The organism is Curtobacterium sp. PhB137 (genome assembly GCF_003814955.1).
Classification (GTDB): domain Bacteria; phylum Actinomycetota; class Actinomycetes; order Actinomycetales; family Microbacteriaceae; genus Curtobacterium.
The window spans coordinates 34,599-60,945 of the sequence record NZ_RKQO01000008.1 but is presented as its reverse complement, the minus strand read 5'-3'; the positions used below and the strand labels follow the sequence as shown (position 1 = coordinate 60,945).

27 protein-coding genes are annotated in these 26,347 nt (G+C 71.2%); 22 read left to right on the top strand and 5 right to left on the bottom strand.

From position 1 onward, the window contains the following. Positions 1-34 precede the first annotated feature (34 nt). Genes EDF28_RS19295 through EDF28_RS14735 form a run of 5 tightly spaced genes read left to right on the top strand, consistent with a single transcriptional unit; the run spans position 35 to position 3,456 of the window. Complete coding sequence (locus EDF28_RS19295; protein ID WP_185094275.1) at positions 35-394, top strand: hypothetical protein; 360 nt, start codon at positions 35-37, stop codon at positions 392-394. After that, positions 391-1,356: an FAD:protein FMN transferase gene (locus tag EDF28_RS14750; RefSeq protein WP_221182569.1), complete on the top strand. Its 966-nt coding sequence runs from the start codon at positions 391-393 to the stop codon at positions 1,354-1,356. Before EDF28_RS19295 ends, EDF28_RS14750 begins: the two co-directional genes overlap by 4 nt. Further along, a complete protein-coding gene (locus tag EDF28_RS14745; RefSeq protein WP_123938817.1) occupies positions 1,356-1,913 on the top strand; it encodes a ferric reductase-like transmembrane domain-containing protein in 558 nt (185 codons plus the stop codon). Before EDF28_RS14750 ends, EDF28_RS14745 begins: the two co-directional genes overlap by 1 nt. Next, complete coding sequence (locus EDF28_RS14740; protein ID WP_123938816.1) at positions 1,910-3,226, top strand: NADH-ubiquinone oxidoreductase-F iron-sulfur binding region domain-containing protein; 1,317 nt, start codon at positions 1,910-1,912, stop codon at positions 3,224-3,226. Before EDF28_RS14745 ends, EDF28_RS14740 begins: the two co-directional genes overlap by 4 nt. Then, positions 3,223-3,456 carry a ferredoxin gene (locus EDF28_RS14735; RefSeq protein WP_123938815.1) on the top strand — a complete coding sequence of 78 codons (234 nt, stop codon included), beginning with the start codon at positions 3,223-3,225 and terminating at the stop codon, positions 3,454-3,456. The genes EDF28_RS14740 and EDF28_RS14735 overlap by 4 nt, the downstream gene beginning before the upstream one ends. A 25-nt stretch (positions 3,457-3,481) precedes the next feature. Here EDF28_RS14735 and EDF28_RS14730 read toward each other — a convergent pair whose 3' ends face one another. Next, complete coding sequence (locus EDF28_RS14730) at positions 3,482-4,696, bottom strand: lytic transglycosylase domain-containing protein (RefSeq protein WP_123938814.1); 1,215 nt, start codon at positions 4,694-4,696, stop codon at positions 3,482-3,484. 281 nt (positions 4,697-4,977) lie between these two features. Between EDF28_RS14730 and EDF28_RS14725 the strand changes: the two genes are divergently transcribed. Continuing rightward, positions 4,978-7,245 carry a polyribonucleotide nucleotidyltransferase gene (locus tag EDF28_RS14725; RefSeq protein WP_123938813.1) on the top strand — a complete coding sequence of 756 codons (2,268 nt, stop codon included), beginning with the start codon at positions 4,978-4,980 and terminating at the stop codon, positions 7,243-7,245. Between the two features lie 69 nt (positions 7,246-7,314). Here EDF28_RS14725 and EDF28_RS14720 read toward each other — a convergent pair whose 3' ends face one another. After that, positions 7,315-7,842 carry a YbhB/YbcL family Raf kinase inhibitor-like protein gene (locus EDF28_RS14720; RefSeq protein ID WP_123313522.1) on the bottom strand — a complete coding sequence of 176 codons (528 nt, stop codon included), beginning with the start codon at positions 7,840-7,842 and terminating at the stop codon, positions 7,315-7,317. 259 nt (positions 7,843-8,101) lie between these two features. Here EDF28_RS14720 and EDF28_RS14715 point away from each other — a divergent pair, with 259 nt between their 5' ends. After that, positions 8,102-9,067, top strand: a complete 966-nt coding sequence (locus EDF28_RS14715; protein ID WP_123293918.1) for a ferritin-like domain-containing protein — start codon at positions 8,102-8,104, stop codon at positions 9,065-9,067. Positions 9,068-9,305: 238 nt separating this feature from the next. Here EDF28_RS14715 and EDF28_RS14710 read toward each other — a convergent pair whose 3' ends face one another. Next, on the bottom strand, positions 9,306-9,953 hold the full coding sequence (locus EDF28_RS14710) for a TetR/AcrR family transcriptional regulator (RefSeq protein WP_123938812.1): 648 nt from the start codon (positions 9,951-9,953) through the stop codon (positions 9,306-9,308). A 246-nt stretch (positions 9,954-10,199) separates the two neighbouring features. Here EDF28_RS14710 and EDF28_RS14705 point away from each other — a divergent pair, with 246 nt between their 5' ends. After that, positions 10,200-11,534 (top strand): pitrilysin family protein, encoded by a 1,335-nt coding sequence (locus EDF28_RS14705; RefSeq protein WP_123938811.1) that lies wholly within the window; start codon positions 10,200-10,202, stop codon positions 11,532-11,534. 8 nt (positions 11,535-11,542) lie between these two features. Then, on the top strand, positions 11,543-12,145 hold the full coding sequence (locus EDF28_RS14700) for a histidine phosphatase family protein (RefSeq protein ID WP_111084585.1): 603 nt from the start codon (positions 11,543-11,545) through the stop codon (positions 12,143-12,145). Here the strand turns inward: EDF28_RS14700 and EDF28_RS14695 are convergent. After that, complete coding sequence (locus EDF28_RS14695; protein ID WP_123938810.1) at positions 12,142-12,633, bottom strand: GNAT family N-acetyltransferase; 492 nt, start codon at positions 12,631-12,633, stop codon at positions 12,142-12,144. The genes EDF28_RS14700 and EDF28_RS14695 overlap by 4 nt on opposite strands. Positions 12,634-12,656: 23 nt before the next feature. On the opposite strand from EDF28_RS14695, the gene EDF28_RS14690 reads away from it, so the two are divergent. Beyond that, positions 12,657-13,403, top strand: coding sequence for a 4-hydroxy-tetrahydrodipicolinate reductase (locus tag EDF28_RS14690; RefSeq protein ID WP_228505012.1), 747 nt, complete (start codon positions 12,657-12,659; stop codon positions 13,401-13,403). A gap of 4 nt (positions 13,404-13,407) precedes the next feature. Next, positions 13,408-13,878, top strand: a complete 471-nt coding sequence (locus EDF28_RS14685; protein WP_395875293.1) for a tetratricopeptide repeat protein — start codon at positions 13,408-13,410, stop codon at positions 13,876-13,878. Positions 13,879-13,885: 7 nt separating this feature from the next. Here the strand turns inward: EDF28_RS14685 and EDF28_RS14680 are convergent, their stop codons facing one another. Beyond that, positions 13,886-14,806 (bottom strand): TIGR01777 family oxidoreductase, encoded by a 921-nt coding sequence (locus EDF28_RS14680; protein WP_123938808.1) that lies wholly within the window; start codon positions 14,804-14,806, stop codon positions 13,886-13,888. A gap of 38 nt (positions 14,807-14,844) precedes the next feature. Between EDF28_RS14680 and EDF28_RS14675 the strand changes: the two genes are divergently transcribed. The 11 genes from EDF28_RS14675 to EDF28_RS14625 all read left to right on the top strand — a co-directional run bounded on the left by EDF28_RS14675 (position 14,845) and on the right by EDF28_RS14625 (position 26,336). Next, entirely contained in the window at positions 14,845-15,675 is an 831-nt protein-coding gene (locus EDF28_RS14675) for a thymidylate synthase (protein ID WP_123293913.1), read from the top strand. Beyond that, positions 15,675-16,175 (top strand): dihydrofolate reductase, encoded by a 501-nt coding sequence (locus EDF28_RS14670; protein ID WP_123938807.1) that lies wholly within the window; start codon positions 15,675-15,677, stop codon positions 16,173-16,175. Before EDF28_RS14675 ends, EDF28_RS14670 begins: the two co-directional genes overlap by 1 nt. 248 nt (positions 16,176-16,423) lie before the next feature. Next, positions 16,424-17,401 carry a 4-hydroxy-tetrahydrodipicolinate synthase gene (gene dapA, locus EDF28_RS14665; protein ID WP_111084638.1) on the top strand — a complete coding sequence of 326 codons (978 nt, stop codon included), beginning with the start codon at positions 16,424-16,426 and terminating at the stop codon, positions 17,399-17,401. 49 nt (positions 17,402-17,450) lie between these two features. Continuing rightward, entirely contained in the window at positions 17,451-19,127 is a 1,677-nt protein-coding gene (locus tag EDF28_RS14660) for a ribonuclease J (protein ID WP_111084591.1), read from the top strand. Between the two features lie 119 nt (positions 19,128-19,246). Then, entirely contained in the window at positions 19,247-22,156 is a 2,910-nt protein-coding gene (locus tag EDF28_RS14655; protein ID WP_123938806.1) for a DNA translocase FtsK, read from the top strand. A 5-nt stretch (positions 22,157-22,161) separates the two neighbouring features. Beyond that, positions 22,162-22,806 (top strand): CDP-diacylglycerol--glycerol-3-phosphate 3-phosphatidyltransferase, encoded by a 645-nt coding sequence (pgsA, locus tag EDF28_RS14650; protein ID WP_185094255.1) that lies wholly within the window; start codon positions 22,162-22,164, stop codon positions 22,804-22,806. Continuing rightward, positions 22,803-23,348: a CinA family protein gene (locus tag EDF28_RS14645; RefSeq protein WP_395875290.1), complete on the top strand. Its 546-nt coding sequence runs from the start codon at positions 22,803-22,805 to the stop codon at positions 23,346-23,348. The genes pgsA and EDF28_RS14645 overlap by 4 nt, the downstream gene beginning before the upstream one ends. A gap of 154 nt (positions 23,349-23,502) precedes the next feature. Beyond that, positions 23,503-23,811, top strand: coding sequence for a helix-turn-helix domain-containing protein (locus EDF28_RS14640; RefSeq protein WP_027464765.1), 309 nt, complete (start codon positions 23,503-23,505; stop codon positions 23,809-23,811). Positions 23,812-23,904: 93 nt separating this feature from the next. Further along, entirely contained in the window at positions 23,905-24,129 is a 225-nt protein-coding gene (locus tag EDF28_RS14635) for a DUF3046 domain-containing protein (RefSeq protein WP_111084594.1), read from the top strand. A 282-nt stretch (positions 24,130-24,411) separates the two neighbouring features. After that, complete coding sequence (recA, locus tag EDF28_RS14630; RefSeq protein ID WP_111084595.1) at positions 24,412-25,473, top strand: recombinase RecA; 1,062 nt, start codon at positions 24,412-24,414, stop codon at positions 25,471-25,473. Further along, complete coding sequence (locus EDF28_RS14625; RefSeq protein ID WP_123938805.1) at positions 25,470-26,336, top strand: regulatory protein RecX; 867 nt, start codon at positions 25,470-25,472, stop codon at positions 26,334-26,336. Before recA ends, EDF28_RS14625 begins: the two co-directional genes overlap by 4 nt. Positions 26,337-26,347 lie beyond the last annotated feature (11 nt).

The window sequence follows — 26,347 nt, the reverse complement described above, 5'->3', positions numbered from 1 at the left end:
CTCGGGAACCTCGTCATGACGACGAGGAGGACCGATGGACACCAGAGGCAACGGCAAGCGATCCGCACGGATCACGAGTGCGCTCGTGAGCCTGGGCGGACTCGCGGTCGCGACGGTCACGGGTGCGGGGCTGTGGTTCGGGCACGAGCAGGCCAGCACGACGACGACCGACACGTCCACGAGCACGAGCACCACGACGGACTCCGGTTCGGGTACCGGGACGTCGAGCGACGCCACCACCGACTCCGGGTCCTCGTCCTCCTCGTCGTCGAACGACACGTCGAACGACTCGTCGAACGACACGTCGACCGACAGCGGCACGAGCAGCAGCGACACCGGCGTCTCGCAGGGCAGCACCGGTGGGTCGTCCGACACGACGACGACGGGATCGTGACCGTGCGCGCCGCCGCTGAGTGGGACCTCTGGACCACCACAGCCCGGGTCGTCCTCGACCACCGCGACCGCCGCCACCTCGCCGCCGCCGAGTCCTGCGTCCGCGAGGTCACGGCCGCCGTCGACGCCGCGTGCAGCCGGTTCCGCGACGACTCCGAGCTCCTGTCCCGCGCCGACGAGCTGGTGCGCGGCACCGAGGTCTCGCCGTTGCTGGCGACGCTCGTGCACCAGGCCGTCGACGCCGCCCGGCTGTCCGACGGGGACGTCGACCCGACGCTCGGCCGACGGATGGTGTCCCTCGGGTACGACGCCGCGTTCGCCGACGCGCTACCGGTCCCGTCATCCGACGCCGTGGCCCGATCGCTCGACGACCGCCCGGCGTGGCAGCGGATCCTGCTGTCCGGCACGTTCCTGCGGGTCCCCGAGGGCGTCACGCTCGACCTCGGTGCCACGGCGAAGGCCGCCGCCGCGGACATGGCGGCCGCGAGCATCACCGCGCGGCTCGGCGTCGGTGCCCTCGTCTCGCTCGGCGGGGACGTCGCCACGGCCGGCCCTGACCCCTCCGGCGGCTGGCAGGTGCGCGTGCAGGACCTGGCGGACGACCCCGTCGACCACGTCCGCATCGCCTCCGGGTGGTCCGTCGCGACCTCGAGTACGCAGAAGCGCCGCTGGGAGCAGGACGGGACCGCGCGGCACCACATCCTCGATCCCCGGTGGGGCCTGCCCGCCGACCCGGTGTGGCGGTCGGTGACGGTCGTCGCCCCCTCGTGCACCACCGCCAACACGATGACCACCGCCGCGGTCGTCCGGGGGCACGGCGCCGTGGAGTGGCTCCGGCAGAGCGGTCGTGCGGCCCGGCTCGTCGCGGCCGACGGCTCGGTGCTGCGGCTCGGCGGCTGGCCGGAGGACCAGGCTGCCGACGGTGCCGTCACTGACACCTTCGACGGGGCGGACGCCGCCTGATGGACACCGCGCTCTGGGTGGTCGGCCGCGGCACGGGCGTCGCCGCCGTCGTGCTCCTGACCCTGACGGTCCTGCTCGGCATCGTGACCCGCGGCGGACGACCGCTCCCCGGCCTGCCGCGGTTCGGCGTGCAGCTCGTGCACCGGGACGTCGCCCTGGCGTCCACCGTGTTCGTGGCCGTGCACGTGGTGACGCTGCTGCTCGACACCGAGGCCGAACTGCGCCTGCTGGACGCCGTCGTGCCGTTCGTCGGTGCGTACCGCTGGTTCTGGCTCGGGCTCGGCACCCTGGCGGTCGACCTGCTCGTGGTGCTCGTCGTCACGGCGATGCTCCGCCGGGTGATCGGTCCGCGGGTGTTCCGCGCCGTGCACTGGGCCGCCTACGCCATGTGGCCGATCGCGATGGCGCACGCGATCGGCACCGGGACCGACGGCACCTCCGCCTGGTTCCTGGTGGTCGCCGGGGTCTGCGCCGCGGCCGTCCTCGGCGCCGTGGTCTGGCGCTGCACGGCCGGCGTCACCGCGTTCCGTCCGACCCCGAAGGAGGCCCTCCGATGACCCTGGCCCACCCGCTCACCGTGCCACCACCGACCGGCACGCAGCGACTCCTCGCCGCCCCCGGCCCTGGACTCGACGCCCACCACCGCACGCACGGGCCGCTGCCGCACGTGGGACCCGGGATCATCGACGAGATCGGTCTCGCCGGGGTCGACGGCCGCGGCGGAGCCGGGTTCCCGCTCGCCCGCAAGCTCGACGCCGTGGCGGGCCGGACCCGGCGCGGCAGCCGCGGTGCCCCGATCGTCATCGCCAACGGTGCCGAGGGGGAACCCGCCAGTCGCAAGGACGCCGTCCTGCTCGAACGCGCACCGCACCTGGTGCTCGACGGCATCGTCGTCGCGGCGCTCGCGATCGGTGCGACCGAGGCCGTGGTCGCCACGAGCGCGCGGCTCGCCGACCGGGTCCGGCAGGCACTCGCTGAACGCACCGACGGCCGGCGCGTCACCGGCACCGACCCGGTCGCCATCGAGGTCCGTGCTCTGCCCCACACCACCTTCGTCGCCGGGCAGGCCACGGCGCTCGCCTCGGCCGTCTCCGGTGGACGAGGGCTGCCGGAGGACCGCGTCGTGCGGCTCGCCGACCGTGGCCCGAGCGGTCGCCCGACCCTCGTGTCGAACGTCGAGACCCTGGCCCAGGCGGCACTCGTCGCACGGTACGGGGCGGCGTGGGCGCGGAGCGTCGGCAGCGCGAGTGCTCCCGGCACCCGTCTCGTGTCGGTCAGCGACGTGACCGACCCGGGTGGTGCCGTGGTGCTGGAGACCGCCGGGGGTACGCCGCTCGGGCAGCTGCTGGGGGCCTCCCGGCTATCGGCGGCCGACCCGCGACGGACGCGAGCCGTCCTGCTCGGCGGGTGGGGCGGCACCTGGGTGCCGGCCGCAGCGCTCGACGCGCCCCTCGACGTCGACGGACTCGCACCGTGGGGTGCGGCGCCAGGGGCGGGCGTGCTGGCCGTGCTCGACGACCGGACCTGCCCGGTCGGGGTCACCGCAGGCCTCGCCGCGGCGCTCGCCGGGGCGTCTGCCGGTCGCTGCGGGCCGTGCGTGAACGGGTTGCCGCGGATCGCCGACGTGGTCGCCGACCTGGCCTCCGGGCGTCGGGCGGGCGACCTGGCCGGGGAGGTCCGGCGGGTCGCTGCCCTGGTCGACGGACGTGGGGCCTGCCACCACCCGGACGGCGTCGCGCGGATGGTGCGGAGCGCCCTCGACGTGTTCCACGACGACGTGCAGGCGCACCTGCGGGGCGCGTGCCTGGTCGGGCCCGGTGCGGCCGGGTCCGGCTCGGCGGGGTCCGGCTCGGTCGGTGGACTCCGATGACCGCCGCCGCAGGTCCCGTCGTGCTGCACGTCGACTGGACCCGCTGCCGGGGACGCGGCCTGTGCACCGAACTGTTCGCCGAGCGGCTGGCGCGCGACGAGTGGGGCTACCCGATCGCGCGGGACGGCGGCGGCACCCGCGACGTGCCGGTGCGGCCGGACGAACGCGCCGCCGCTGCGGACGCGGTGGCGATGTGCCCGCTGCAGGCGTTGCGGCTGGTGGAGCGGTGAGCGGGGACGCGCCGAGCAGTCGTGCTCAGTACCAGTGCGGGTTGACGCTCATCTCGTGGCCCCACGCACCGCACGGCGACCCGTACGCGCTCTTGATGTAGGCGAGTCCCCAGTTGATCTGCGTGTTCGCGTTCGTCCGCCAGTCAGCCCCGGCCGCCGACATCTTGTCAGCGGGCAGCGACTGCGGGATGCCGTAGGCGCCGCTCGAGGCGTTCAGCGCGTTCGCCCGCCAGCCGGACTCCTGCGTCCACAGCGACACCAGGCAGGAGAACTGGTCGTCGCCCCACCCGTACGAGCCCAGGGCGCTCCGCGCGTAGGCCTGCGCGGCCGCAGGGTCCACCACGACACCGCCGGTGCTCGGGTAGCTCGTGCCCCCGCCGCCACTGGCGCTGGTGCTCCCGCCGCTGCCGGTGTCGACGCTCGCCGAGGCCGATGCCGCCGCCTGTGCCGCGGCCGCCGCCGCACGCTTGCGCTGCTGTTCGGCCTTCTGCGCCGCGACCTTCTGCCCGAGCTCGTACCCGGCGGCCTGCTTGGCGGTGGTGTCCCGGAGCGACGCGAGCTGCGCGTACAGCTCGTCGCTGTGCTGCTCGGTCGACTCGACCGCGGCGTTCGCCACGGCCTCGGCGGACTTCGCCGCCGCGGACCGTTCCTCGGCCGCCTGCGCACGCGTCGCGCGTTCGGTCTCGGCGCGTTCGGCCTGTTCGTGCAGTGACGATGCCGTTCCGGCCGCGACGGACGCCTCGTCCATCACGCCGGACCACGTGGACGACAGCTGGTCGAGGGCGCCCAGCTGGTAGAGCAGCTGGTCGGGGTTGCCCGCGGTCGCGATCCGGGTGGTCATCTGGTTCGTGCTGCCGTCGCGGTACAGGTTCGCCGCCAGCTGCCCGGCGCGTGTCTGCGCGCGCTCGGCCGTCTCGGACGCGCGCTGCGCCTGGGCCTGGAGGCTCGTGGCGGCCTGGGTGGCCTCCGCCAGCTCCGCCTCGGCCGCGTCCGCCTTCGACGAGGCCGTCAGCGCGGCCTGCGACTTCGCCGCTGCTTCGTCCTGCGCCGACTGCAGGGCGGCCTGCACCTTGGTGACCTCGGCGCGCTTGGCGGTCTCGTTCCCCTTGGCCCGCTGCACGTCCTGCCAGGTCGGGTACTCCGTCGCGGACGCCGGGACAGCGGTGAGGACCGGGGCGACGAGCGCGCCGACGACCACGGCGGCCGCGACGAGCACGCCCCGCGAGGGGGTGAGACGCATGGCAGCAGGTTACCGAGGCTCGCCCGGCCGTCAGCGAGCCGCGCCGCCGATTCCCTGTGGACTGGTAAAGTCCATCGTGTCCGAGGACCGTTTCCCCGGATGTTCGACACAACACTGCGCAGGCCGGGCACGGAGCTGGTCATCGGTGGTGGCTCGCGGGCCGGAACGGTTTCCCGAGTGCTTCTACTGCTGGCCAGACATGCGTCCGGAACGATCGGCGCGCACGCACCATCGAGTGCCGTCGCCACGGCCTGCCGAACACACATCAAGGAGGCACCCTTTTGGAGGGTCCCGAGATCAAGTTCGCCGAAGCCGTCATCGACAACGGCAAGTACGGCAAGCGCACCGTCCGGTTCGAGACCGGTCGGCTCGCACAGCAGGCGCAGGGCGCGGTCGCCGCGTACCTCGACGAGGAAACGATGCTCCTCTCGGCCACCAGCGCCGGCAAGCACCCGCGTGAAGGATTCGACTTCTTCCCGCTGACCGTCGACGTCGAGGAGCGCTCCTACGCCGCCGGCAAGATCCCCGGTTCGTTCTTCCGCCGCGAAGGCCGCCCGTCGACCGAGGCCATCCTGGTCTGCCGACTCATCGACCGGCCGCTGCGCCCGTCGTTCGTCGACGGCCTGCGCAACGAGGTCCAGATCGTCATCACCGTCCTGAGCATCGCTCCGGACGAGTTCTACGACGCGCTGGCCATCAACGCCGCGTCCGCGTCGACGCAGATCTCCGGTCTGCCGTTCTCCGGCCCGATCGCCGGTGTGCGCCTCGCGCTGATCGGCGAACAGTGGGTCGCGTTCCCGAAGGCATCGCAGCTCGCCGACGCCGTCTTCGACCTCACCGTCGCCGGCCGTGTCGTCACCGACGAGGCGGGCAACGAGGACGTCGCCATCATGATGGTCGAGGCCGAGGCCACCGAGCACAGCTGGGAGCTCATCCAGGGCGGCGCCACCAAGCCCGACGAGGCCGTCGTCGCGCAGGGTCTCGAGGCGGCCAAGCCGTTCCTCAAGTCCCTCGTCGACGCCCAGGCGAAGCTCGCCGCGCAGTCGGCCAAGGAGATCCAGGACTACCCGGTCTTCCCGCCGTACGCGCCCGAGGTCTACTCGGCCGTCGAGGCCATCGCGCTCTCCGAGCTCGGTGACGTCTACAAGATCGCCGCCAAGACCGAGCGCCAGGACGCCGACGACGCACTCAAGTCGCGCGTCAAGGAGGCCATCGCGTCGAAGGTGTCGGCGGGCGAACTGCCCGACGTCGCCAACTCGCAGGTCAGTGCCGCCTACAAGTCGGTCACGAAGAAGGTCGTCCGCGGCCGCATCCTGACCGAGCAGGTCCGCATGGACGGTCGCGGCCTCGCCGACATCCGTCCGCTGGACGCCGAGGTCGCCGTGATCCCGCGCGTCCACGGTTCGGCGATCTTCCAGCGCGGCGAGACGCAGATCCTCGGCGTCACCACGCTGAACATGCTCAAGATGGAGCAGCAGATCGACTCGCTGTCGCCCGTCACGAAGAAGCGCTACCTGCACCACTACAACTTCCCGCCCTACTCGACCGGTGAGACCGGCCGTGTGGGTTCGCCGAAGCGTCGCGAGATCGGGCACGGCTTCCTCGCCGAGCGCGCCCTCGTGCCGGTGCTGCCGACGCGTGAAGAGTTCCCGTACGCCATCCGTCAGGTCTCCGAGGCGCTAAGCTCCAACGGCTCGACCTCGATGGGTTCCGTCTGCGCCTCGACCCTCTCGCTGCTCAACGCCGGTGTGCCCCTCAAGGCCCCGGTCGCCGGCATCGCGATGGGCCTGGTGTCCGACACCGTCGACGGGCAGACCCGCTACGCGGCGCTGACCGACATCCTCGGTGCGGAAGACGCCCTCGGCGACATGGACTTCAAGGTCGCCGGTACCTCGGAGTTCGTCACCGCGATCCAGCTCGACACCAAGCTCGACGGCATCCCGTCGACGGTGCTCGACGCGGCGCTGAAGCAGGCCAAGGAGGCCCGCTCGGCCATCCTCGGTGTGCTGAACGAGGCGATCGACGCCCCCGACGAGATGGCGGACACCGCTCCTCGCGTCATCTCGGTGCAGATCCCCGTCGACAAGATCGGCGAGCTGATCGGCCCGAAGGGCAAGACGATCAACGGCATCCAGGACGAGACCGGTGCCGACATCTCGATCGAGGACAACGGCACCGTCTACATCGGTGCCGTCGACGGACCGTCGGCCGAGGCCGCTCGTGCGTCGGTCAACGCGATCGCGAACCCGACCAACCCGGAGATCGGGGACCAGTTCCTCGGCACCGTCGTGAAGATCGCCACGTTCGGCGCCTTCGTCTCGCTGCTCCCGGGCCGTGACGGTCTGCTCCACGTCTCCGAGGTGCGCAAGCTCGCCGGTGGCAAGCGTGTGGAGAACGTCGAGGACGTTCTGGGCGTCGGCCAGAAGGTCCTGGTCGAGGTCACCAAGGTGGACGACCGCGGCAAGCTGTCGCTCGCGCCGGTCGTCGCCGAGGAGTCGGACACCGACTCCAGCGGTGCCCGCGAGGAGTCGACGGACGCCACCGTCTGATCTACCCCTGGCGCCCGAACGGCCGTCGTCCCTTCCGGGGCGGCGGCCGTTCGTCGTTGCGGGGTCGTCCTACGCGGCGGGGGTCTCCTGCGTGCCGACGAGCTGCGCGCGACCGAGCAGGTGCTCGCGCAGCACGAACCCGACGACCGCGGGGGTGGCGTCGGCCGGCGCCTCGAGCAGCGGCACGTCGAGGGCGCTCAGCGTGAAGAAGTAGCGGTGCACGCCGTGGCCCGCGGGCGGAGCGGCGCCGAGGAAGGTGTCGGTGCCGAACTCGTTGCGGCGGCGGAGTGCCTCGGCCGGCAGCAGGGCGTCGTCGGTGCCGGCGCCGGCGGGCAGCGAGGTCGCCGAGCCCGGGATGTCGGTCAGGCTCCAGTGCCAGAAGCCCGAACCGGTCGGGGCGTCGGGGTCGTACACGGTGAGCACGAAGCTCTTCGTGCCCTCGGGAGCGCCGGACCACTCGAGTGCGGGAGAGCGGTCCTCGCCTCCCGCGTCGGTGCCGCGCGCCGAGGTCGGCAGCTCGCCGCCGTCGGTGAAGTCGGGGCTGGTCAGGGTGAACGAGGGGACCTCGGGGAGGTTCCAGTTGGGGTCGTTGGCCATGTGCCCAGCCAACACCCACAGCCTCGGCGGCCGCCCGACGCGGCCGCCCGACGCGGCCGCCCGACGCGGCCGCCCGACGCGGCCGCCCGTTCGGTCGCCCTGTCCGAACTCCGCCGAATGACCGGGAACGCTGGAAGCGCCCCCTGTTCGGGGGTATCTTCGCCGCACGATCGACCATCCCGCCGATCGCGGCTCGACCGACCCGTTTCCCTGCAGCGTCGGTGGGGTCCCGTGCTGCCAGCACGACATGAGGACAACGATGTTCGACAAGCGTTTCATCCACCACGCCATCGATCGCAGCGCCGAGAACGCGCTCGACCGACGACGGTTCTTCGCAGCCGCCGGCGTCGCCGGCGCCTCAGCCGGCATCGCCGCGCTCGGCTCGTCGGTGCTCACCACCGACCGCGCCGCCGCCACCCCGGAAGAGGACGGTGCCGTCTCCGACGCCGCAATCCTCAACTTCGCCCTGAACCTCGAGTACCTCGAGGCCGAGTTCTACCTGCGTGCCGTGTTCGGCGCGGGCCTCGCTGACAGCATGATCACCGGCATCGACCCGCAGGGGCCGGTGATCGGTGGCAAGAAGGTGCCGTTCAAGACCGCGGCCATCCGCGGCATCGCCACCGAGATCGCGAACGACGAGCGCGCGCACGTGGCGTTCCTCCGATCCGCCCTCGGCGGTGCGACGGTCTCACGTCCGAAGATCGACCTCGTGTCGAGCTTCACCGCGGCGGCGCGCGCTGCGGGTGTGGTCGGCCCGACCGGCACCTTCGACCCGTTCGCCAGCGAGGAGAACTTCCTGCTCGGGGCGTACATCTTCGAGGACGTCGGGGTCACCGCCTACAAGGGGGCCGCGCCGCTCATCACCAGCAAGACGTACCTCAGTGCCGCGGCGGGCATCCTCGCCGTCGAGGCCTACCACGCCGGGATCATCCGGTCGAAGCTCTCGGACAAGGGGCTGCAGGTGCCGGCGAACAAGATCTCCGACGCCCGTGACTCGCTCGACGGTCCGACCGACGACGACCAGGGGGTGACGACCCGGTCGGGAGCGGTGAACCTCGTGCCGACGGACGCGAACTCGCTCGCCTACGGCCGCACCGCGGAGCGTGTCCTGAACGTGGTGTTCCTGAACCCGAACCAGATCGACAAGGGCGGGTTCTTCCCGGACGGCGTCAACGGCTCCATCGTCTCGAGCGGCAACCCCGGGAGCGCCACCGGACCGGCCTGATCCGCGCGACGCGACCGGTCGCGGTGAGCGCGACCACAGTGCGGACGGGAGGCACGGTGTCAGCTGGCACCGTGCCTCCCGTCCGCTCGTGGTCGCGAAAGCGACGGATGTCCGTCACGTCGGCGGGTCCGTGCCGCGAGGGCGACAGTGTGCCGCGAACAGTTCGCGGCAGACTGTCGCTTTCGCGGCAGGCGGGCGGCAGACGGGCCGCAGCCGGGAGGGGCCCCGACGCCGCCGGTCAGGCGGCGAGGACGCGGTCGACGACGCGACCGAGCGCTGCCGTCGCCGCGATGGCGTCACCGGCGTAGGCGCCGGCCATCGCACCGTCGCGCGCGAGCATGAGCTCGTCGGCACCGTCGCCCGGCAGCTGGTGGCCGGACTCCTGCAGGAGGGTGGCGAGCCGGTCGGTGTACCAGTCGCGGTGGGTGGCGACCACCTCGCGCACGGGGTCGCGGGAGTCGTGGTACTCGGCGGCGGCGTTGAGGAACGCGCACCCGCGGAAGTCGGGGTCGTTGACCTCGTCCGCCAGGGCGGCGACCCACGCGCGGACCGCTGCGGCGGAGGAGCCGGCGTCGGTGACGAGCTGTTCCAGGCGTTCCTGCACCCGCTCGTGCTGCGTGCGGATGTAGGCGAGGATCAGGTTGTCCTTCGACCCGTAGTGCTTGTAGAACGTCGCCTTCGTGACGCTCGCCTCGGAGATGAGGCGGTCGACGCCGACGCTGTGGATGCCCTCTTCGTAGAAGAGTCGCGTGGCCGTCTCGAGGATGCGGACCTTCGCGCCGCCGGAGCGGGGAGTCGGGGGGACGCTCGACCCGTCCGGCGACGCGAGGTTCGTGCTCGGACCAGGGAGACGCTGGACGGCCGGTTGGGGGGAATCGACCGTCACAGCGTGGCTCCTTGGTTCATCGGCTCCGCGGACGAGTGGGGGGACTCGTGGCCGCGAGGACTGATGTCCCGAGCCGCCGGATCGGAACTTAGGGGGGCTTTCGATCCGGCGTGAACGACTGTACCACAAGGAGGACAGACAGACGAGTCGGTCTGTCCGCAATTTCTGTACCCCTCTTCGAGTGACAGTCCGTGGGCCTGTGGAAACTGGGCGGTGGGCTCCGGAGCATCAGTAGGCTCGTCTGCGATGAACCAGCCAGTGCCACTGCCGCTCGGGGCCCCGGACACGTCCTTCCTGACGTCCGGAGGGGCCTTCGTCCGCCGCACCGTGCTGCCGTCGGGTGTCCGCGTGCTGACCGAAGCCGTGCCCGGGGCCGCTTCGACGAGCATCGGGTTCTGGGTCGGCGTCGGTTCGCGTGACGAACGCGACGGCCAGTTCGGATCGACCCACTTCCTCGAGCACCTGTTGTTCAAGGGCACCGAGACCCGGTCGGCGCTCGACATCGCGATCGCGTTCGACTCGGTCGGCGGCGAGCACAACGCCGCGACGGCCAAGGAGTACACCTGCTACTACGCACGGGTGCGGGACGCCGACGTCCCGATGGCCGTGCAGGTCATCGGTGACATGGTGACCGGCTCCGTGCTCGACCCCGAGGCGTTCGCCGTCGAGCGCGGCGTCATCCTCGAAGAACTCGCGATGGCCGCCGACGACCCGGCCGACGTCGCGGGTGAAGCGTTCTTCGCCGCGGCCTTCGGCGGACACGCGCTCGGTCGTCCGATCGGCGGGACCCCGGACAGCATCCGCGCGGTCCAGCGGGACGAGGTCCTGGCCCACTACCGCGAGCACTACGCACCGAACGGCATCGTCGTGACCGCCGCCGGTGCCGTCGACCACGACCGGTTCTGCGACGCGGTCGCCGCGGTGTTCCACGACGCCCCGCCCGCCGAGCCGCTCGCACGCCGGACGCCACAGACCGTCGCCGACCCCATCGAACCGAAGCTGTCGGTGGTCCACCGTCCGACGGAACAGGTCAGCATGCTGCGCGGCTCGCAGGGACTCGACCTGCGCGACGACCGCCGGCCGTCCCTCAGCGTCCTGAACGCCGTGCTCGGCGGGGGCATGAGCTCCCGGCTCTTCCAAGAGGTCCGCGAGCGACGCGGCCTCGCCTACGCGGTGTCGTCCTTCGCGCCCGCCTACCTCGACAACGGCGCCTTCGGCGTCTACGCGGGCTGTGCGCCCGACAACGTCCCCGGGGTCATCGAGATCATCGACGCCGAGTTCCGCCGCATGGTGGACGACGGCATCACCGACGACGAGCTCCGCCGTGCCAAGGGCCAGATCGAGGGCGCCCTGACGCTCTCGCTCGAGGACTCCGACGCCCGGATGACCCGCCTCGGCCGGTCCGAGCTCGGCACCGGGGAGTACACCGACCTGTCGACCGCACTGGAGCGTGTCGACCGGGTCACCACCGACGGCGTGCTCGAACTCGCCCGCGACCTCCTGACCCGCCCGACGATCACGTCGGTGGTCGGGGCGGTGCAGCAGGACGAGCTCGCCGCAGCGATCGGGATGGGCAGCTGAGCACGGACATGTCGCACTACCTGTACCTCGTCCGGCACGGCGAACACCAGGACGCCGAGCACGGCCTCCGCGACGGCAAGCTGTCGGAACGCGGCAAGCGCCAGGCCATGCTCGTCGCCGACCGTCTCGGCGGGCTGCCGTTCGACGGCGTGTACCACTCCCCGTTGGAGGCCCCGAGCGAGACCGCCGCGTTCCTGGCGCAGCGACTGCCGTCGATCCAGCCCGAACCGTCGACGCTGCTGTTCGACTGCGTCCCCTCCGGCCCGACCCCGGACATGCCCCACGCCTACCAGGGCTGGTACGGCGGCGTCACGGAAGAGGAGATCATCGCCGGCCAGGCGCAGATGGGCGACGCGGTCTCCGAGTGGTTCACCCCGGCGCGCGAGGACCGGCACGACCTGCTCATCACCCACAACGCCGTGATCGGCTGGTTCGTGCGCGAGGCGTTCCAGGCACCCGAGTGGCGCTGGATGGGCACGAACGTCGCGCACACCGCGCTCACGATCATCCGGATCCGTTCCGCGAAACCGGCCGAGGTGGTCGCCCTGAACGACCTGGCCCACCTGCCGGTGGAGCTCCGCACCGGGCTGCCGGTCGACCAGCCCGTCTAGCGGGAGGCCGGCTTGCGGAACCAGGCGGTCGCGTTCGGGTTGTCGTTGAACGGCGCGACGCGCTCGTAGCCCCGGCTGCGGTACATCGCGCCCGCGGCGATGAGCGAGTCGTTCGTGTCCAGCACGATGCTCGTCGCCCCCAGCGCGGCGCCTTCCCGTTCCAGCGCGTCCATCAGCGCCGTGGCCACGCCCTTGCCCCGTCCCGCCGGGGTGACGAAGACGTGCTTGACCTCGAACCGGACGTCCGTGGTGGTCGCGTCGGGGTCGTCCGCGATCCGCCGCAGGCCGCCGCAGCCGACCGCGACCCCGCCGTCGTACGCCACCGCGAAGACCCCGTTCGGCGGCGTGAACTCCGCCGCCGGGGTGCGCTTCCGCGAGTACGCGCCCTGCGCACTGGGGAACGTCGCCTCGCGCTCGTCGAGGTACGCGTCGAGCAGGACGTCGACCTCGGGCAGATCGGCCGGCACGGTCCTGACCTCGACTGACATGCGTCGATCCTAGGATGGACCGCATGGTCACTCCCGTCGCCGTCGTCGGCGCCACCGGTCGTCTCGGGGGCCTCGTGGCCTCCGTCGTCGAGGAACTCCCGGAGTTCGAGCTCGTCGCCCGCCTGTCGTCGAAGGACGGTGCCCACGAAGCACCGCCGTCGGTGTTCGGCGGTGCCGCGCTCGTCGTGGACGTGACGGTGCCGGCGCTCAGCCCCGCGATCGTCGAGAACGCGCTGTCGAGCGGGGCGAACGTCCTCGTCGGCACGTCCGGGTGGTCCGCCGACCGTCTCGCGAAGCTCCGTACCGCCCTGCAGGAGCGTCCCGACCAGGGCGTCCTCGTGGTGCCGAACTTCTCGATCGGGTCGGTGCTCGGCACTCACCTGGCCACCATCGCGGCGCCGTGGTTCCCCTCGGTCGAGATCGTCGAGACGCACCACGCCGGCAAGATCGACTCGCCGTCCGGCACCGCGGTGCGCACCGCCGAGCTCATCGCCGAGGCCCGTCGCGACGTCGGCCCGGTCGAGGCTCCGCACGTCGACCAGCGCGCCCGCGGCCAGCAGGTGGCGAGCGTGCCGATCCACTCGCTCCGGCTGCCCGGGGTGAAGGCCGTGCAGGACGTCCTGCTCAGCGGTCCCGGCGAGACCCTGACGATCCGGCACGACACCAACGACGACGTCGCCTACGTCGCCGGGATCCGGGCGGCGTTGTCCGCCCTCGGATCCGCCCGCGGGCTCACCGTGGGCCTCGGCAGCGTCCTCGGCATCGGCTGACCCGGTGGGACGTGCAGCGCGTGCCGGTAGCGCGATCCGGTCGCCGTTCTGGGGAGCAGCGCTGATGACCCTGCTGTTGGCGCTCTACATCGTGCTCGTCGGGCAGCGGGCCGTGGCGTTCATCGCCACCGGCATCCCGATCGGGATCGGCATCGGCGTCGCCCTGTTCGTCGTCGCCGCGATCGGGGCGCTGTTGCTCGTGCTCGAGTTCCGCTTCGGCATCCGGATCACCCGGCTCGGCTCCCGGCTCGAGGCCGAGGGCGGTGCACCGGAGGACGTCGTGCCCGTGCGTCCGTCCGGGCGTCCGACGCGCGAGGCCGCTGACGAGCTCTTCCCGCAGTACAAGGCCGCCGTCGAGCAGGACCCGGCGGACTGGCGCGCCTGGTACCGGCTCGGGGTGGTCTACGACGCCGCGGGGGACCGCAAGCGCGCTCGAGCCGCGATGCGCACGGCCCTGTCGCGATCGAGCGCCTGAGACCTGGTCAGAGGACCGCGTCGACGGCGTCCACGGCACGCGTGTACCGGAACGTGTAGCCGGACTCGAGCAGCTTCGTCGGCACCATCCGCTGACTCGACAGCAGCATCTCGTCGGCGGCGTCCTGCAGCGCGAGGCGCAGCGCGAACTCCGGGATCCGGAACAGGTACGGCCGGTGCAGGTCCTCGGCGACGCGCTTCGTGATGCGGTCGGCGACGACGGCTTCCGGCCCGGAGAGGTTCACCGGTCCGCTGACACCGGACGCCGACGGGCTCGTCGCCAGGTGCACGATCGCCCCGACCTCGTCCTCGAGTGCGATCCACGGCCAGTGCTGCCCGCCGGTGCCGAGGCGACCGCCGAGCCCTGCCCGGGTGAGCGGGATGAGGGGTGCGAGCGCGCCGCCGCCCTCGCCGATCACGATGCCCGTGCGCAGGGTCACCACGCGGACGCCGTCCGGGGCAGCGTTCGCCGCGGATTCCCACGCGGTGCAGACCTCGGCGAGGAACCCGGTGCCGGGGGCCGCGTCGTCCTGCAGGACGTCCGCCGGGCGGTCGCCGTACACGCCGGACGCCGATCCGGACAGGAACAGCGCCGGGGGAGTGCTGGCGTGCCGCATGGCCTCGACCAGGGTGTCGGTCGCGTCGACGCGGGAGCGCCGGATCTCCTCGCGGTACTTCGCGGTCCAGGGCAGCTTGCCGATGTTCGCCCCCGCCAGGTTGATCACCACGTCGGCACCGTCGACGATGGCCGGGTCGAGCGGCCGGCGACCCGGAGCCCAGCGGAACTCGGTGGCCGTGTGCGGCTCGCGCCGGACGAGCGTGGTTACGTGGTGGCCCGCCTCGCGCAGCGCGCGGACGAGCGGGGTGCCGATGAAACCGGACGCGCCGGCGATCAGGATCGAGAGGGGCTCTGCCGCCGTGTCTGCCATGCCGGCAACGCTACTCACGCCGACGTAGGCTTCTGTGTGTGAGCGACAGCGAGACCGTGCAGCCCGACCCCACCGTGCCGACCCCGTACGAGGACCTGCTCCGCCGGGTCCTGACCGAGGGCACGCCGAAGGGTGACCGCACCGGCACCGGGACCCGCAGCCTGTTCGGCGCGCAGCTCCGCTACGACCTGTCGAAGGGCTTCCCGCTCGTGACCACGAAGCGCGTGCACTTCAAGTCGATCGCGTACGAGCTGCTCTGGTTCCTGCGCGGCGACGGCAACGCCACCTGGCTGCAGGAGCACGGTGTCCGGATCTGGAACGAGTGGGCGGACGAGGACGGCGACCTCGGCCCCGTCTACGGCGTGCAGTGGCGCTCGTGGCCGACCCCGTCCGGCGAGCACGTCGACCAGATCGCCCAGGTCATCGACCAGATCCGCACGAACCCGGACAGCCGCCGGCTCATCGTCTCGGCGTGGAACGTCGCCGAGATCCCGGACATGGCGCTCGCGCCGTGCCACGCGTTCTTCCAGTTCTACGTCAACGACGGCAAGCTCTCGTGCCAGCTCTACCAGCGGAGCGCCGACATGTTCCTCGGCGTCCCGTTCAACATCGCCTCGTACGCCCTGCTCACCCACATGATCGCCGCGCAGACCGGGCTCGAGGTCGGCGACTTCGTCTGGACCGGCGGCGACTGCCACGTCTACGACAACCACGTCGAGCAGGTCGAGGAGCAGCTGTCCCGCACGGCGTACGCCCTGCCGACGCTCGAGCTCGCGCCGCGCGACTCGATCGACGACTACGAGTACGAGGACTTCACCGTCGTCGGCTACCACCACCACCCGGCGATCAAGGCCGCGGTCGCCGTCTGATGATCGGCATGGTCTGGGCCCGGTCGACCGACGGGGTCATCGGGGCCGACGGCGGCATGCCCTGGCACGTGCCCGAGGACCTCGCGCACTTCAAGCAGGTCACCGGCGACGCCACGGTGCTCATGGGCCGTCGCACCTGGGAGTCCCTGCCGGAACGCTTCCGCCCGCTGCCCGGTCGGCGCAACGTGGTGCTCACCCGCGACGCGTCCTGGACCGCCGACGGCGCCGAGGTCGTGCACGACCTCCGCGCCGCGCTCGACGGTGCCGACGGTGCCGACAGCCCCGTCTGGGTCATCGGCGGCGGCCAGGTCTACGCCGCGGCGCTGGACCGTGCCGACCGGGTGTCCGAGACCGTCATCGACGTCGACGTGCCCGGCGACACCGTCGCACCGACGCTCGGCGAGTCGGCCGGCTGGACGCTCACCGACGAGGGCCCGTGGCAGGTGTCCCGCACCGGGACCCGTTACCGCTTCCTCGAGTGGCGCCGCAGCAGCGCCTGAGCGTGCGGGCGCCGCGTCGGTGTGCGCCGCGCGCCCCCGTGCGGGCGCCGCGCCCCGAAGAGTCGGGGCGCGAAGACCGCAGCGGGGCGCAGCTGGCGCGGAACCAGGTTCCGGACACCGCCGGGCGCGCGCGACACCGGGCGTGAGCGGCAGGACGGAGGCGATCCGGGCCTCCCGTCCGCGCCGCAGGCAGGCGACCGTCCACCCGGACGGCGGCCATCGCGTCCATCCCCGGTACGCTGGTGCCCGTGTCCCCGCGTGAGAATCCCTTCGGTCAGGTCCTCGTCGCCCTCGTGACCCCGTTCACGGCCGACGGTGAGGTCGACTGGCCCGGCGTCGAGCAGCACATCGACGACTGCATCACCGCCGGCGCCGACGGCATCGTCGTCACCGGGACGACCGGCGAGACCAGCACCCTGACCGACCCCGAGAAGCTCCGTCTGGTCGAGGTCGGCAAGTCCGTCGCCGCCGGCCGCGCGAAGATCATCACGGGTGGCGGGTCGAACGAGACCGCGCACGCGATCCACCTGTACAAGCAGAGCGAGAAGGCCGGCGCGGACGGTGTGATGATCGTCACGCCGTACTACAACAAGCCGACCCAGTCGGGTGTGCTCACCCACTTCCGGATGATCGCCGACGCCACCGACCTGCCGGTGATCCTGTACGACATCCCGGGGCGCACCGGCATCCCGATCACGTACGAGACGATCGTGCGGGCGTCGCACCACCCGAACATCCTCGCCGTGAAGGACGCCAAGGGCGACTTCGCCGAGGTGTCCCGCGTGCTCAACAACACCGACCTCATGTACTTCTCCGGCGACGACACCAACGTGCTCCCGCACCTGTCGATCGGCGCGACGGGCCTGATCGGCGTCACCGCGAACATCACGAGCACGCCGTACCGCACCATCATCGACGCCGTGAACCGCGGCGACCTGGCGACCGCCACCGCCGAGCACAAGCGCGTCGAGCCCCTCGTCCGCGCCGTGATGACCCACGTGCCCGGCACCGTCGCGGCGAAGTACATCCTGCACGGGCTCGGCCGCATCGGCAGCCCGCGCGTCCGTCTGCCGCTCGTCGGCCCCGAGGACTCCGAGGCGTACGCCATCGAGACCTCGCTCGAAGCCGTGCGCGACGTGCCCGGCGCCGACTTCTCGAACTTCCGCCCCGACCGCAACGCTGCGGCCGGCGGCGCACTACCAAAGGTGCCAGGCACCACCCGCTAGCGAACACCGCGGCGCGCTCCTCGCGCGTCGCCTGAATCCGTAGGACCGAATGCCCACACAAGTCTCCACACCGCAGCCGCTCGAACCCGGCACCCTCCGCGTCATCCCCATCGGGGGACTCGGCGAGATCGGTCGCAACATGACCGTCTACGAGTACGAGGGCAAGCTGCTCATCGTCGACGCCGGCGTGCTCTTCCCCGAGGAGCACCAGCCCGGGGTCGACCTGATCCTGCCGGACTTCGCGCCGATCCGTGACCGTCTCGACGACGTCCTCGGTGTCGTGCTCACGCACGGCCACGAGGACCACATCGGCGCCGTCCCGTACCTGCTGAAGCTCCGCGACGACATCCCGCTGATCGGCTCCACGCTGACCCTCGCGCTCGTCGAGGCGAAGCTCAAGGAACACCGGATCAAGCCGTACACGCTCGTCGTGGCCGAGGACCAGACCGAGCAGCTCGGCCCGTTCCACCTCGAGTTCGTGGCCGTGAACCACTCCATCCCGGACGCCCTCGCCGTCTCGATCACGACCCCCGCCGGTCGTGTCCTGCACACGGGTGACTTCAAGATGGACCAGCTCCCGCTGGACGACCGCATCACCGACCTCCGTGCGTTCGCGCGTCTGGGGGAGCAGGGCGTCGACCTGTTCCTGCCGGACTCGACCAACGCCGACGTGCCGGGCTTCACCGCTCCGGAGCGCGACATCGGCCCGGTCCTCGAGAACATCATCACGCGCGCCCGCAAGAAGGTCGTCGTGGCGAGCTTCTCGTCGCACGTGCACCGTGTGCAGCAGGTCCTCGACGCCGCCGCGGCCGCGAACCGCAAGGTCGCGTTCATGGGGCGCTCGATGATCCGCAACATGACCATCGCCGCCGACCTCGGCTACCTCCGCGTGCCCGAGAACGTCCTCATCGACACGAAGAAGGCGAAGAACGTCCCCGACGACCAGATCGTCTACATGTCGACGGGGTCGCAGGGCGAGCCGATGGCCGTGCTCGCGCGCATGGCGAACCTCGAGCACCAGATCGAGATCGGCGAGGGCGACACCGTCATCCTCGCCTCGTCGCTGATCCCGGGCAACGAGAACGCCGTGTACCGCGTCATCGACGGGCTGACGAAGCTCGGCGCGAAGGTCGTGCACAAGGGCAACGCCAAGGTGCACGTCTCCGGACACGCCTCGGCCGGCGAACTGCTCTACTGCTACAACATCCTGCGTCCGCGCAACGTCCTGCCCGTGCACGGCGAGCACCGCCACCTGTACGCGAACGCCGACCTGGCGATCCAGACGGGTGTGCCGCCGCGCAACGTGATCCTCGGGCAGGACGGCATCGTCGTCGACCTGAAGGACGGCGTCGCGACGGTCGCCGGGCAGCTCGACATCGGCTACGTGTACGTCGACGGCTCGACCGTGGGCGAGATCACCGATGCCGACCTCAAGGACCGCCGCGTGCTGTCCGAAGAGGGCTTCATCTCGGTCTTCGCCGCGGTGGACTTCACCACCGGCCAGTGCGTCATCGGCCCGGAGATCCAGTCGCGCGGCTTCGCCGAGGACGACTCCGTGTTCGACGACGTCCGTCCCCAGATCGCCAAGGCGATCGCCGAGGCGGCCGCCAACGGCACGCGCGACTCGCACGCGTTCGCGCAGGTCGTCCGCCGCACGGTCGGCCGCTGGGTCAACACCAAGCACCGCCGTCGTCCGATGATCGTCCCGGTGGTCATCGAGGCGTAGCACGTTCGTCGCGTCAGTCGCGTTCATCGCGGTCGACCGCGAGGCCCGTCCAGCGTCCGTCACGGATGCTGCGGCGGGCCTCCCTTGGTTTGTCCTGGGAGGGGATTAGGGTTCTGCCCATGGCCGGAGGCACCAAGTCGACCACGCGCTCGCGCGCGTCCACGTCGTCCCGTGGGAACGGGACGCGCGGTTCGTCGCGCACCCAGGCCACGACGAAGAAGCTGCCGCAGGCGGCACCGACACCGGTGTTCCGCGAGCAGAACCCGCTCGTGACGTTCTGGCTCGCGATGGCGCACGGCGTCGGCGCGATGTTCCGACTGCTCGGCAAGGAGTCCCTCGAGAAGGACCAGCGGCGTGACGGGTTCCCGTTCCTGCTGTTCGTGCTGGCCATCGCCGGTGCGGTCGTCGAGTGGCTCAACCCGACGAACGGGGTGTCGGTCGCCCTCGACGCGTACACGTTCGGCGGGCTGTTCGGCCGGTTGGCGTTCGCTCTGCCGGTGATCATGATCGTCTTCGCCGGATGGCTGTTCCGGCACCCGGCCTCGGTGCACGACAACACCCGGATCGGCATCGGCCTCGGGATCCTGCTCGTCGCGATCGCCTCGCTCTGCCACGTCTTCGGCGGGCAGCCGAGCGCAGCGGACGGCATGCCCGCCCTGGCTGCGGCCGGCGGTGTGCTCGGCTGGGTCGTGATCGGCTGGCTCGTCACGATCGCGACCGCCTGGGTCGCGGTCCCGGTGGCGATCGTGCTGCTCGTGCTCTCCCTCTTCATCATCACCAAGACGCCGCCGAACAAGGTCGGGCGTCGGCTGCACGAGCTGTACGCGTACCTGTTCGGAGCGCCGGCCCCGGCCGCCGAGCCCGAGGTCGAAGCGGCAGCAACGGCACCCGCCGCCCGCACCAAGACGACCAAGCGCGGCAAGAAGGGCGACACCGACTTCCAGCTGTTCGACGACCTCGGCTTCGGCGAGGAGCAGGCCGCTGCCGACGGTGACGCCGGCGGCGACAACGTGCCGTGGTGGCGGCGGAACAAGTCCGGGCGCGAAGAGGACCCGGCGTACGACAGCCCCGTCCTGCCCCCGGCCACCGGTGTCGCACCGACGGCAGCACCCGCCGCGGCGGCAGCACCCGCTGCCCCGGTGGTCAACCCCAACGCGGGCGCTGCGGCCGGTCTCGTGGACCTGACGCCGGCCGAACCCGCGTCGGTCAACCTCAACGACTCCGTCGAACAGGACCTGCAGGTCGCCGAGCAGGCCCTGCGGGACTTCGGCACCGACGTCCCCGCGCGTCCGGAGCCGACCGCGGCGATCCGCCCCGCGGTGCCCGACGTGGTCGCGGCACCCCTCGTCGAGGACCCGGTCGTCGACGAGCCCGAGGAACTCTCCGCGGCGGCGACCGACGACGACCCGTCGAAGCCGTACCGCCTGCCGGCCGCCACCACCCTGAGCTCCGGCACCCCCTCGGTCGCTCGCAGCCAGGCGAACGACGACATCGTCGCCGCCATCACCGGCGTGCTGACGGAGTTCAAGGTCGACGCGAAGGTCACCGGGTTCTCCCGCGGTCCGACGGTCACCCGCTACGAGATCGAGCTCGGCCCGGGTGTCAAGGTCGAGCGCGTCACGGCGCTGTCGAAGAACCTGTCGTACGCGGTGGCCTCCAACGAGGTCCGGATCCTCTCGCCGATCCCGGGCAAGAGCGCCATCGGTGTCGAGATCCCGAACTCCGACCGCGAGATCGTGTCCCTCGGCGACGTGCTGCGCTCGAACGCGGCGCGGAAGTCGAAGCACCCGATGACGATCGGCGTCGGCAAGGACGTCGAGGGTGGCTTCGTCGTCGCGAACCTGGCGAAGATGCCGCACCTGCTCGTCGCCGGTTCGACCGGTTCCGGCAAGTCGGTCTTCATCAACTCGATGATCACGTCGCTGCTCATGCGGGCGAAACCGTCCGAGGTCCGCATGGTCCTGGTCGACCCGAAGCGCGTCGAGCTCTCGATCTACGCGGGTGTCCCGCACCTCATCACGCCCATCATCACGAACCCGAAGAAGGCGGCCGAAGCGCTGCAGTGGGTCGTGAAGGAGATGGACATGCGGTACGACGACCTGGCGTCGTTCGGGTTCCGCCACGTCGACGACTTCAACAAGGCGATCGAGAACAACGAGATCGTCCTGCCCGCCGGCAGCGAGCGGAAGCTCAAGCCGTACCCGTACCTGCTCGTCGTCGTCGACGAGCTCGCGGACCTCATGCTCGTCGCCCCGCGCGACGTCGAGGAGTCGATCGTCCGCATCACCCAGCTCGCCCGTGCCGCCGGCATCCACCTGGTGCTCGCGACGCAGCGCCCGTCGGTGGACGTCATCACCGGCCTGATCAAGGCGAACGTGCCGTCCCGCATCGCCTTCGCGGTGACGAGCGTCACGGACTCCCGCGTCATCCTCGACCAGCCCGGCGCGGACAAGCTCATCGGTCAGGGCGACGCGCTCTTCCTGCCGATGGGGTCGTCGAAGTCCCTGCGCGTGCAGGGAGCGTGGGTGCAGGAGGGCGAGGTCGCCGAGGTCGTCCAGCACGTCACCCGCCAGGCCCAGCCCGAGTACCGCCAGGACGTCCAGGCCGTGGTCGAGCGCAAGGAGATCGACGCCGACATCGGCGACGACCTCGAACTGCTGCTCGCGGCGGTCGAACAGGTCGTCTCGACGCAGTTCGGCTCGACCTCGATGCTGCAGCGCAAGCTCCGGGTCGGCTTCGCCAAGGCCGGTCGCCTGATGGACCTGATGGAGTCCCGCGACATCGTCGGGCCGTCCGAGGGGTCGAAGGCCCGGGACGTGCTCGTCACCACCGACCAGCTGCCCGCGGTGCTCGCGAAGCTCCGCGGCGAGGAGCCGCCGGCTGCTCCGGCGCCCGTGGCCCCCGTGCCCGGCCCGAGTGACGACGGCGATCGCTACGGCGCCGACCCCGTGGGCGACATGACCCGCGGGTACGATGAAGTGCACGACGAGCCCGATGAGGACGCGTGGGGACTGACGGGCAGGGAGTGAAGGCGATGACCGCCTCGGACGGCACGGACACGACACACGGCGCGAAGTTCCCCTGGCGCGGGCGACTGCTCCGCAAGGGTCCCGGCCCCGCATCGACGGCGAACGTCGCGAACATCATCACCGTGGTGCGCATCCTGATGGCGCCGCTGTTCTTCGTGCTGCTCCTCGCCGACGCCGGCGACGACGGCCCGCTGCGCATCTGGGCGGCGATCGTCTTCGTCGTCGCGATCGTGACCGACAGCGCCGACGGCATCATCGCCCGGCGGCAGAACCTGGTCACCGACTTCGGCAAGCTCGTCGACCCGATCGCCGACAAGGTCCTGATCGGCGGCGCGCTCGTCGCCCTGTCGATCCTGCTCGAGCTGCCCTGGTACGTGACGGTGCTCATCATGGTGCGCGAGATCGGCATCACGGTGTTCCGCTTCGCGGTGCTGTCGGACCGGGTGATCCCGGCCAGTCGCGGTGGCAAGATCAAGACCGTGCTGCAGGCCGTCGCCCTGACGTCGGCACTCTTCCCGTGGTGGGAGCTCGTCGGCGACTGGGCGCACTGGGTCAACGTGGTGCTGATGAGCGCCGCCTTCCTGGCGACCGTGCTCAGCGGCATCGACTACCTGTACCAGGCGTGGAAGCACAACCGGACCACCGCGTGACGCAGGCCGACGACGCGACCGGCGCCGTGCCTCCCGGCCCTGCCGACACGGTCGACGCGATCGCGCAGCACCTGGTCGCCGACCTGACGCGTCGCGGTGAGACCGTCGCCGTGGCGGAGTCGCTCACCGGCGGGTTGGTGGTGTCGACGCTCGTCGGTGTTCCGGGGGCGAGCGCCGTGGTGCGCGGGGGAGTCGTGGCCTACGCGACGCCCGTCAAGCACACCGTGCTCGGGGTGTCGTCGGCGTTGCTGGCGGCCAACGGGGCCGTCGATCCCGAGGTCGCGCGGCAGATGGCGGCCGGTGTCCGCATCGCGCTGTCCGTCGATGGTGAGCCGGCGACGTGGGGGATCAGCACGACCGGTGTCGCCGGGCCGGACCCGCAGGACGGCAAGCCGGTCGGCACCGTCTACGTCGGCATCGCGTCGGCGGACGGCGCCACTGCCTGGGAACTCCACCTCGACGGGGACCGCGGTGCAATCCGCACGGCGTCCGTCTCCGAACTCCTGACACGGATGTCGTCCGTGGTCCGGGGCCGGGAATAGGTCCCGTTTCCACTGGGTTACATCTCACGCAATCTCCAGCAGGACGGCAGCCAGCCTGGTTAGCATGCTTCAACCGGCAACGCTAAAGTTGCTGAACCCGAACTCGATCCTCCGGATCGGGCGGGCGCGGAGACGACAGAGAGGAGGAGTTCTCATGGTTCTCGTTCGTCAGGAAATCGGCGATGTGCTTCGGGACTTCCGCTTGCAGAAGGGCCGGACCCTCCGTCAGGTCGCGTCCAAGGCCAGTGTGGCTCTCGGGTACCTCAGTGAGGTCGAGCGTGGTCAGAAAGAGGCCAGCTCGGAGATCCTCGCGTCCGTCGCGGACGCGCTGGACACCCCCATCTCCACGATCATGCGCGAGGTGGGCGACCGCCTCGCGATCGTCGAGGGACTCACTCCCGTCCCCGACACGCTCCCGGACGACCTCGTCGCCGAGTTCGACAACGACCTCGCGGTGCGCTGAGCGCCTCGCACTGACCGCCCCCGCCGGAACCTCCCGGCGGGGGCGTTCTGCGTCCGGGGCGCTGTGTGTTCGGGGACGCTTTAGGCTTGTCGGATGCGGGTGAGTGAGTTCTGGCGTGCCGTCGACCAGGTGTTCGGCGAGGCCTACGGGTCCGTGGTCAGCCGTGACGTCGTGCTCGAGGACCTCGGTGGCCGCTCGGCCGTGGACGCCCTCGCCGCCGGCATCGACGCCCGTCGGGTGTGGGACGCCCTCTGCGACTCGCAGGACGTCCCGCTCGACCGGCGGCACGGCAAGGGGTTGGCCGAGCCGCAGAACTGAGGCGTCCGCGCTCCGTCGCGCCGCCGTCGTCACCCGAAACTGTGTTCGGCGTGTTGCTCGAACGGGTGTTCGATCGGTGGTACGTTCCTCCACAGCGGCGTCGCCCGGGTGTTCCATCCACAGATCGCGTGACCGTCGGCAGTGATGTCGGTGGCCAGCCATAGGTTGATGGACATCGGGAACAGCCCGAAGCCTTGTCGCAGAACCATCGGCCTTGCACCACCGGCCGGCGTGGACGCGACAGCCTACAGGCGGCCGAACACGAGCACGAAGGAGCACCCCATGCCATCACCGGCAGACCGCGAAAAGGCCCTCGAGACCGCACTCGCACAGATCGACAGGCAGTTCGGCAAGGGTGCGATCATGCGCCTCGGTTCGGACGAACGCGCACCCGTCAACGTCATCCAGACCGGGTCGGTGGCGCTCGACGTCGCGCTCGGCATCGGCGGACTGCCCCGCGGCCGCATCGTCGAGATCTACGGCCCGGAGTCCTCGGGTAAGACGACCCTCACCATCCACGCCATCGCCAACGCCCAGCGCGCCGGTGGCATCGCGGCCTTCATCGACGCCGAGCACGCGCTCGACCCGGAGTACGCCAAGAAGCTCGGTGTCGACATCGACGCCCTGCTCGTGTCGCAGCCGGACACCGCCGAGCAGGCGCTCGAGATCGCGGACATGCTCGTCCGCTCCGGCTCGATCGACCTCATCGTGATCGACTCGGTCGCAGCACTGGTGCCGCGCGCCGAGATCGAGGGCGAGATGGGTGACTCCCACGTCGGTCTGCAGGCCCGCCTCATGTCCCAGGCGCTGCGCAAGCTCGCCGGTGGGCTGAACCAGACGCAGACCACGATGATCTTCATCAACCAGCTGCGCGAGAAGATCGGTGTGTTCTTCGGTTCCCCGGAGACCACCTCGGGCGGTAAGGCGCTGAAGTTCTACGCGTCCGTCCGCCTCGACATCCGTCGCATCGAGACGCTCAAGAGCGGCACCGACGCGGTGGGCAACCGCACGCGTGTCAAGGTCGTCAAGAACAAGATGGCGCCGCCCTTCAAGCAGGCCGAGTTCGACATCCTGTACGGCGTCGGCATCTCGCGCGAAGGCTCGCTGCTCGACTTCGGTGTCGACCACGGCATCGTCAAGAAGTCGGGTGCCTGGTACACCTACGACGGCGACCAGCTCGGGCAGGGCAAGGAGAACTCGCGTTCCTTCCTGATCCAGAACCCCGACACCGCGGCTGAGATCGAGGGCAAGATCCTCGCCAAGCTCGGCGTCGGTGGCGCCAAGGCGGAAGAGGCTCCGGTCGAGTCGATCGCGCCGAAGCTCGCGGAGCGCAAGGGCGCGTGAGCACCGACCACGACGACGACGGCCTCGCACCGGTCACCGACCTGTTCGGTGCGAGGTCCCGTCGTCGGGCCCCGGCAGCTGCGGAGCCCACCCCCGAACCCGAGCAGACGATGCCCAGCATTCCGGAGCCCGTGCTCGAGGACGATGCGGACACCCCTGTCCCGTTGCCCATCCGCGGGCCGCGTGCACAGGCCGACTGGGTCTCGCCGGTCATCGGCGACGGTTCCGGCCGGACCGCGCGGGCCGAGCAGGACGGCTACAACGACGACGGGGCGGACGCCACGACGGCGTCGGTCTTCTCGATCGCCGGTGGCGAAGAACTCGACCCTGCGGATGCTCCGCGTCCCCTGGACGAGCAACGCGCCGACGCCGAGCGGCTCAGCATGCGGGCGCTCGGCCGCAAGGGCGTGAGCGAGTCCGAGATGCGGACACTGCTCACCCAGCAGGACCTCGACCCCGACGTGGTCGAGCACGAGATCGAACGCCTGACCCGCGTCGGGCTGCTCGACGACGTCGCCCTCGCCACCGACCTGGTGGACCGCTTGCACGCCCGCAAGGGTCTGGGGCGGCAGGGCGTGGTCACCGAGTTGCGTCGTCGTGGAATCGACCAGATCGCGATCGACACCGCGCTCGACGAAGCCGCCGACGACGAGGACGACGAGTTCATCCGCGCCCAGGAGCTCGCCGACAAGCGTGCGCCGCAGATGCGTGGGCTCGACCGTGCGACCGCCGAGCGTCGGTTGTCGGGGTTCCTGATGCGCAAGGGCTACGGCTCGGGCGTGGTGCGGATCGCCGTCCAGCGGGCCCTCGACGGCGGCGGACGCCGCCCTCCGACGGGCCGCGGGACCGTGCGCTTCGAGTAGTCGCCCCGACC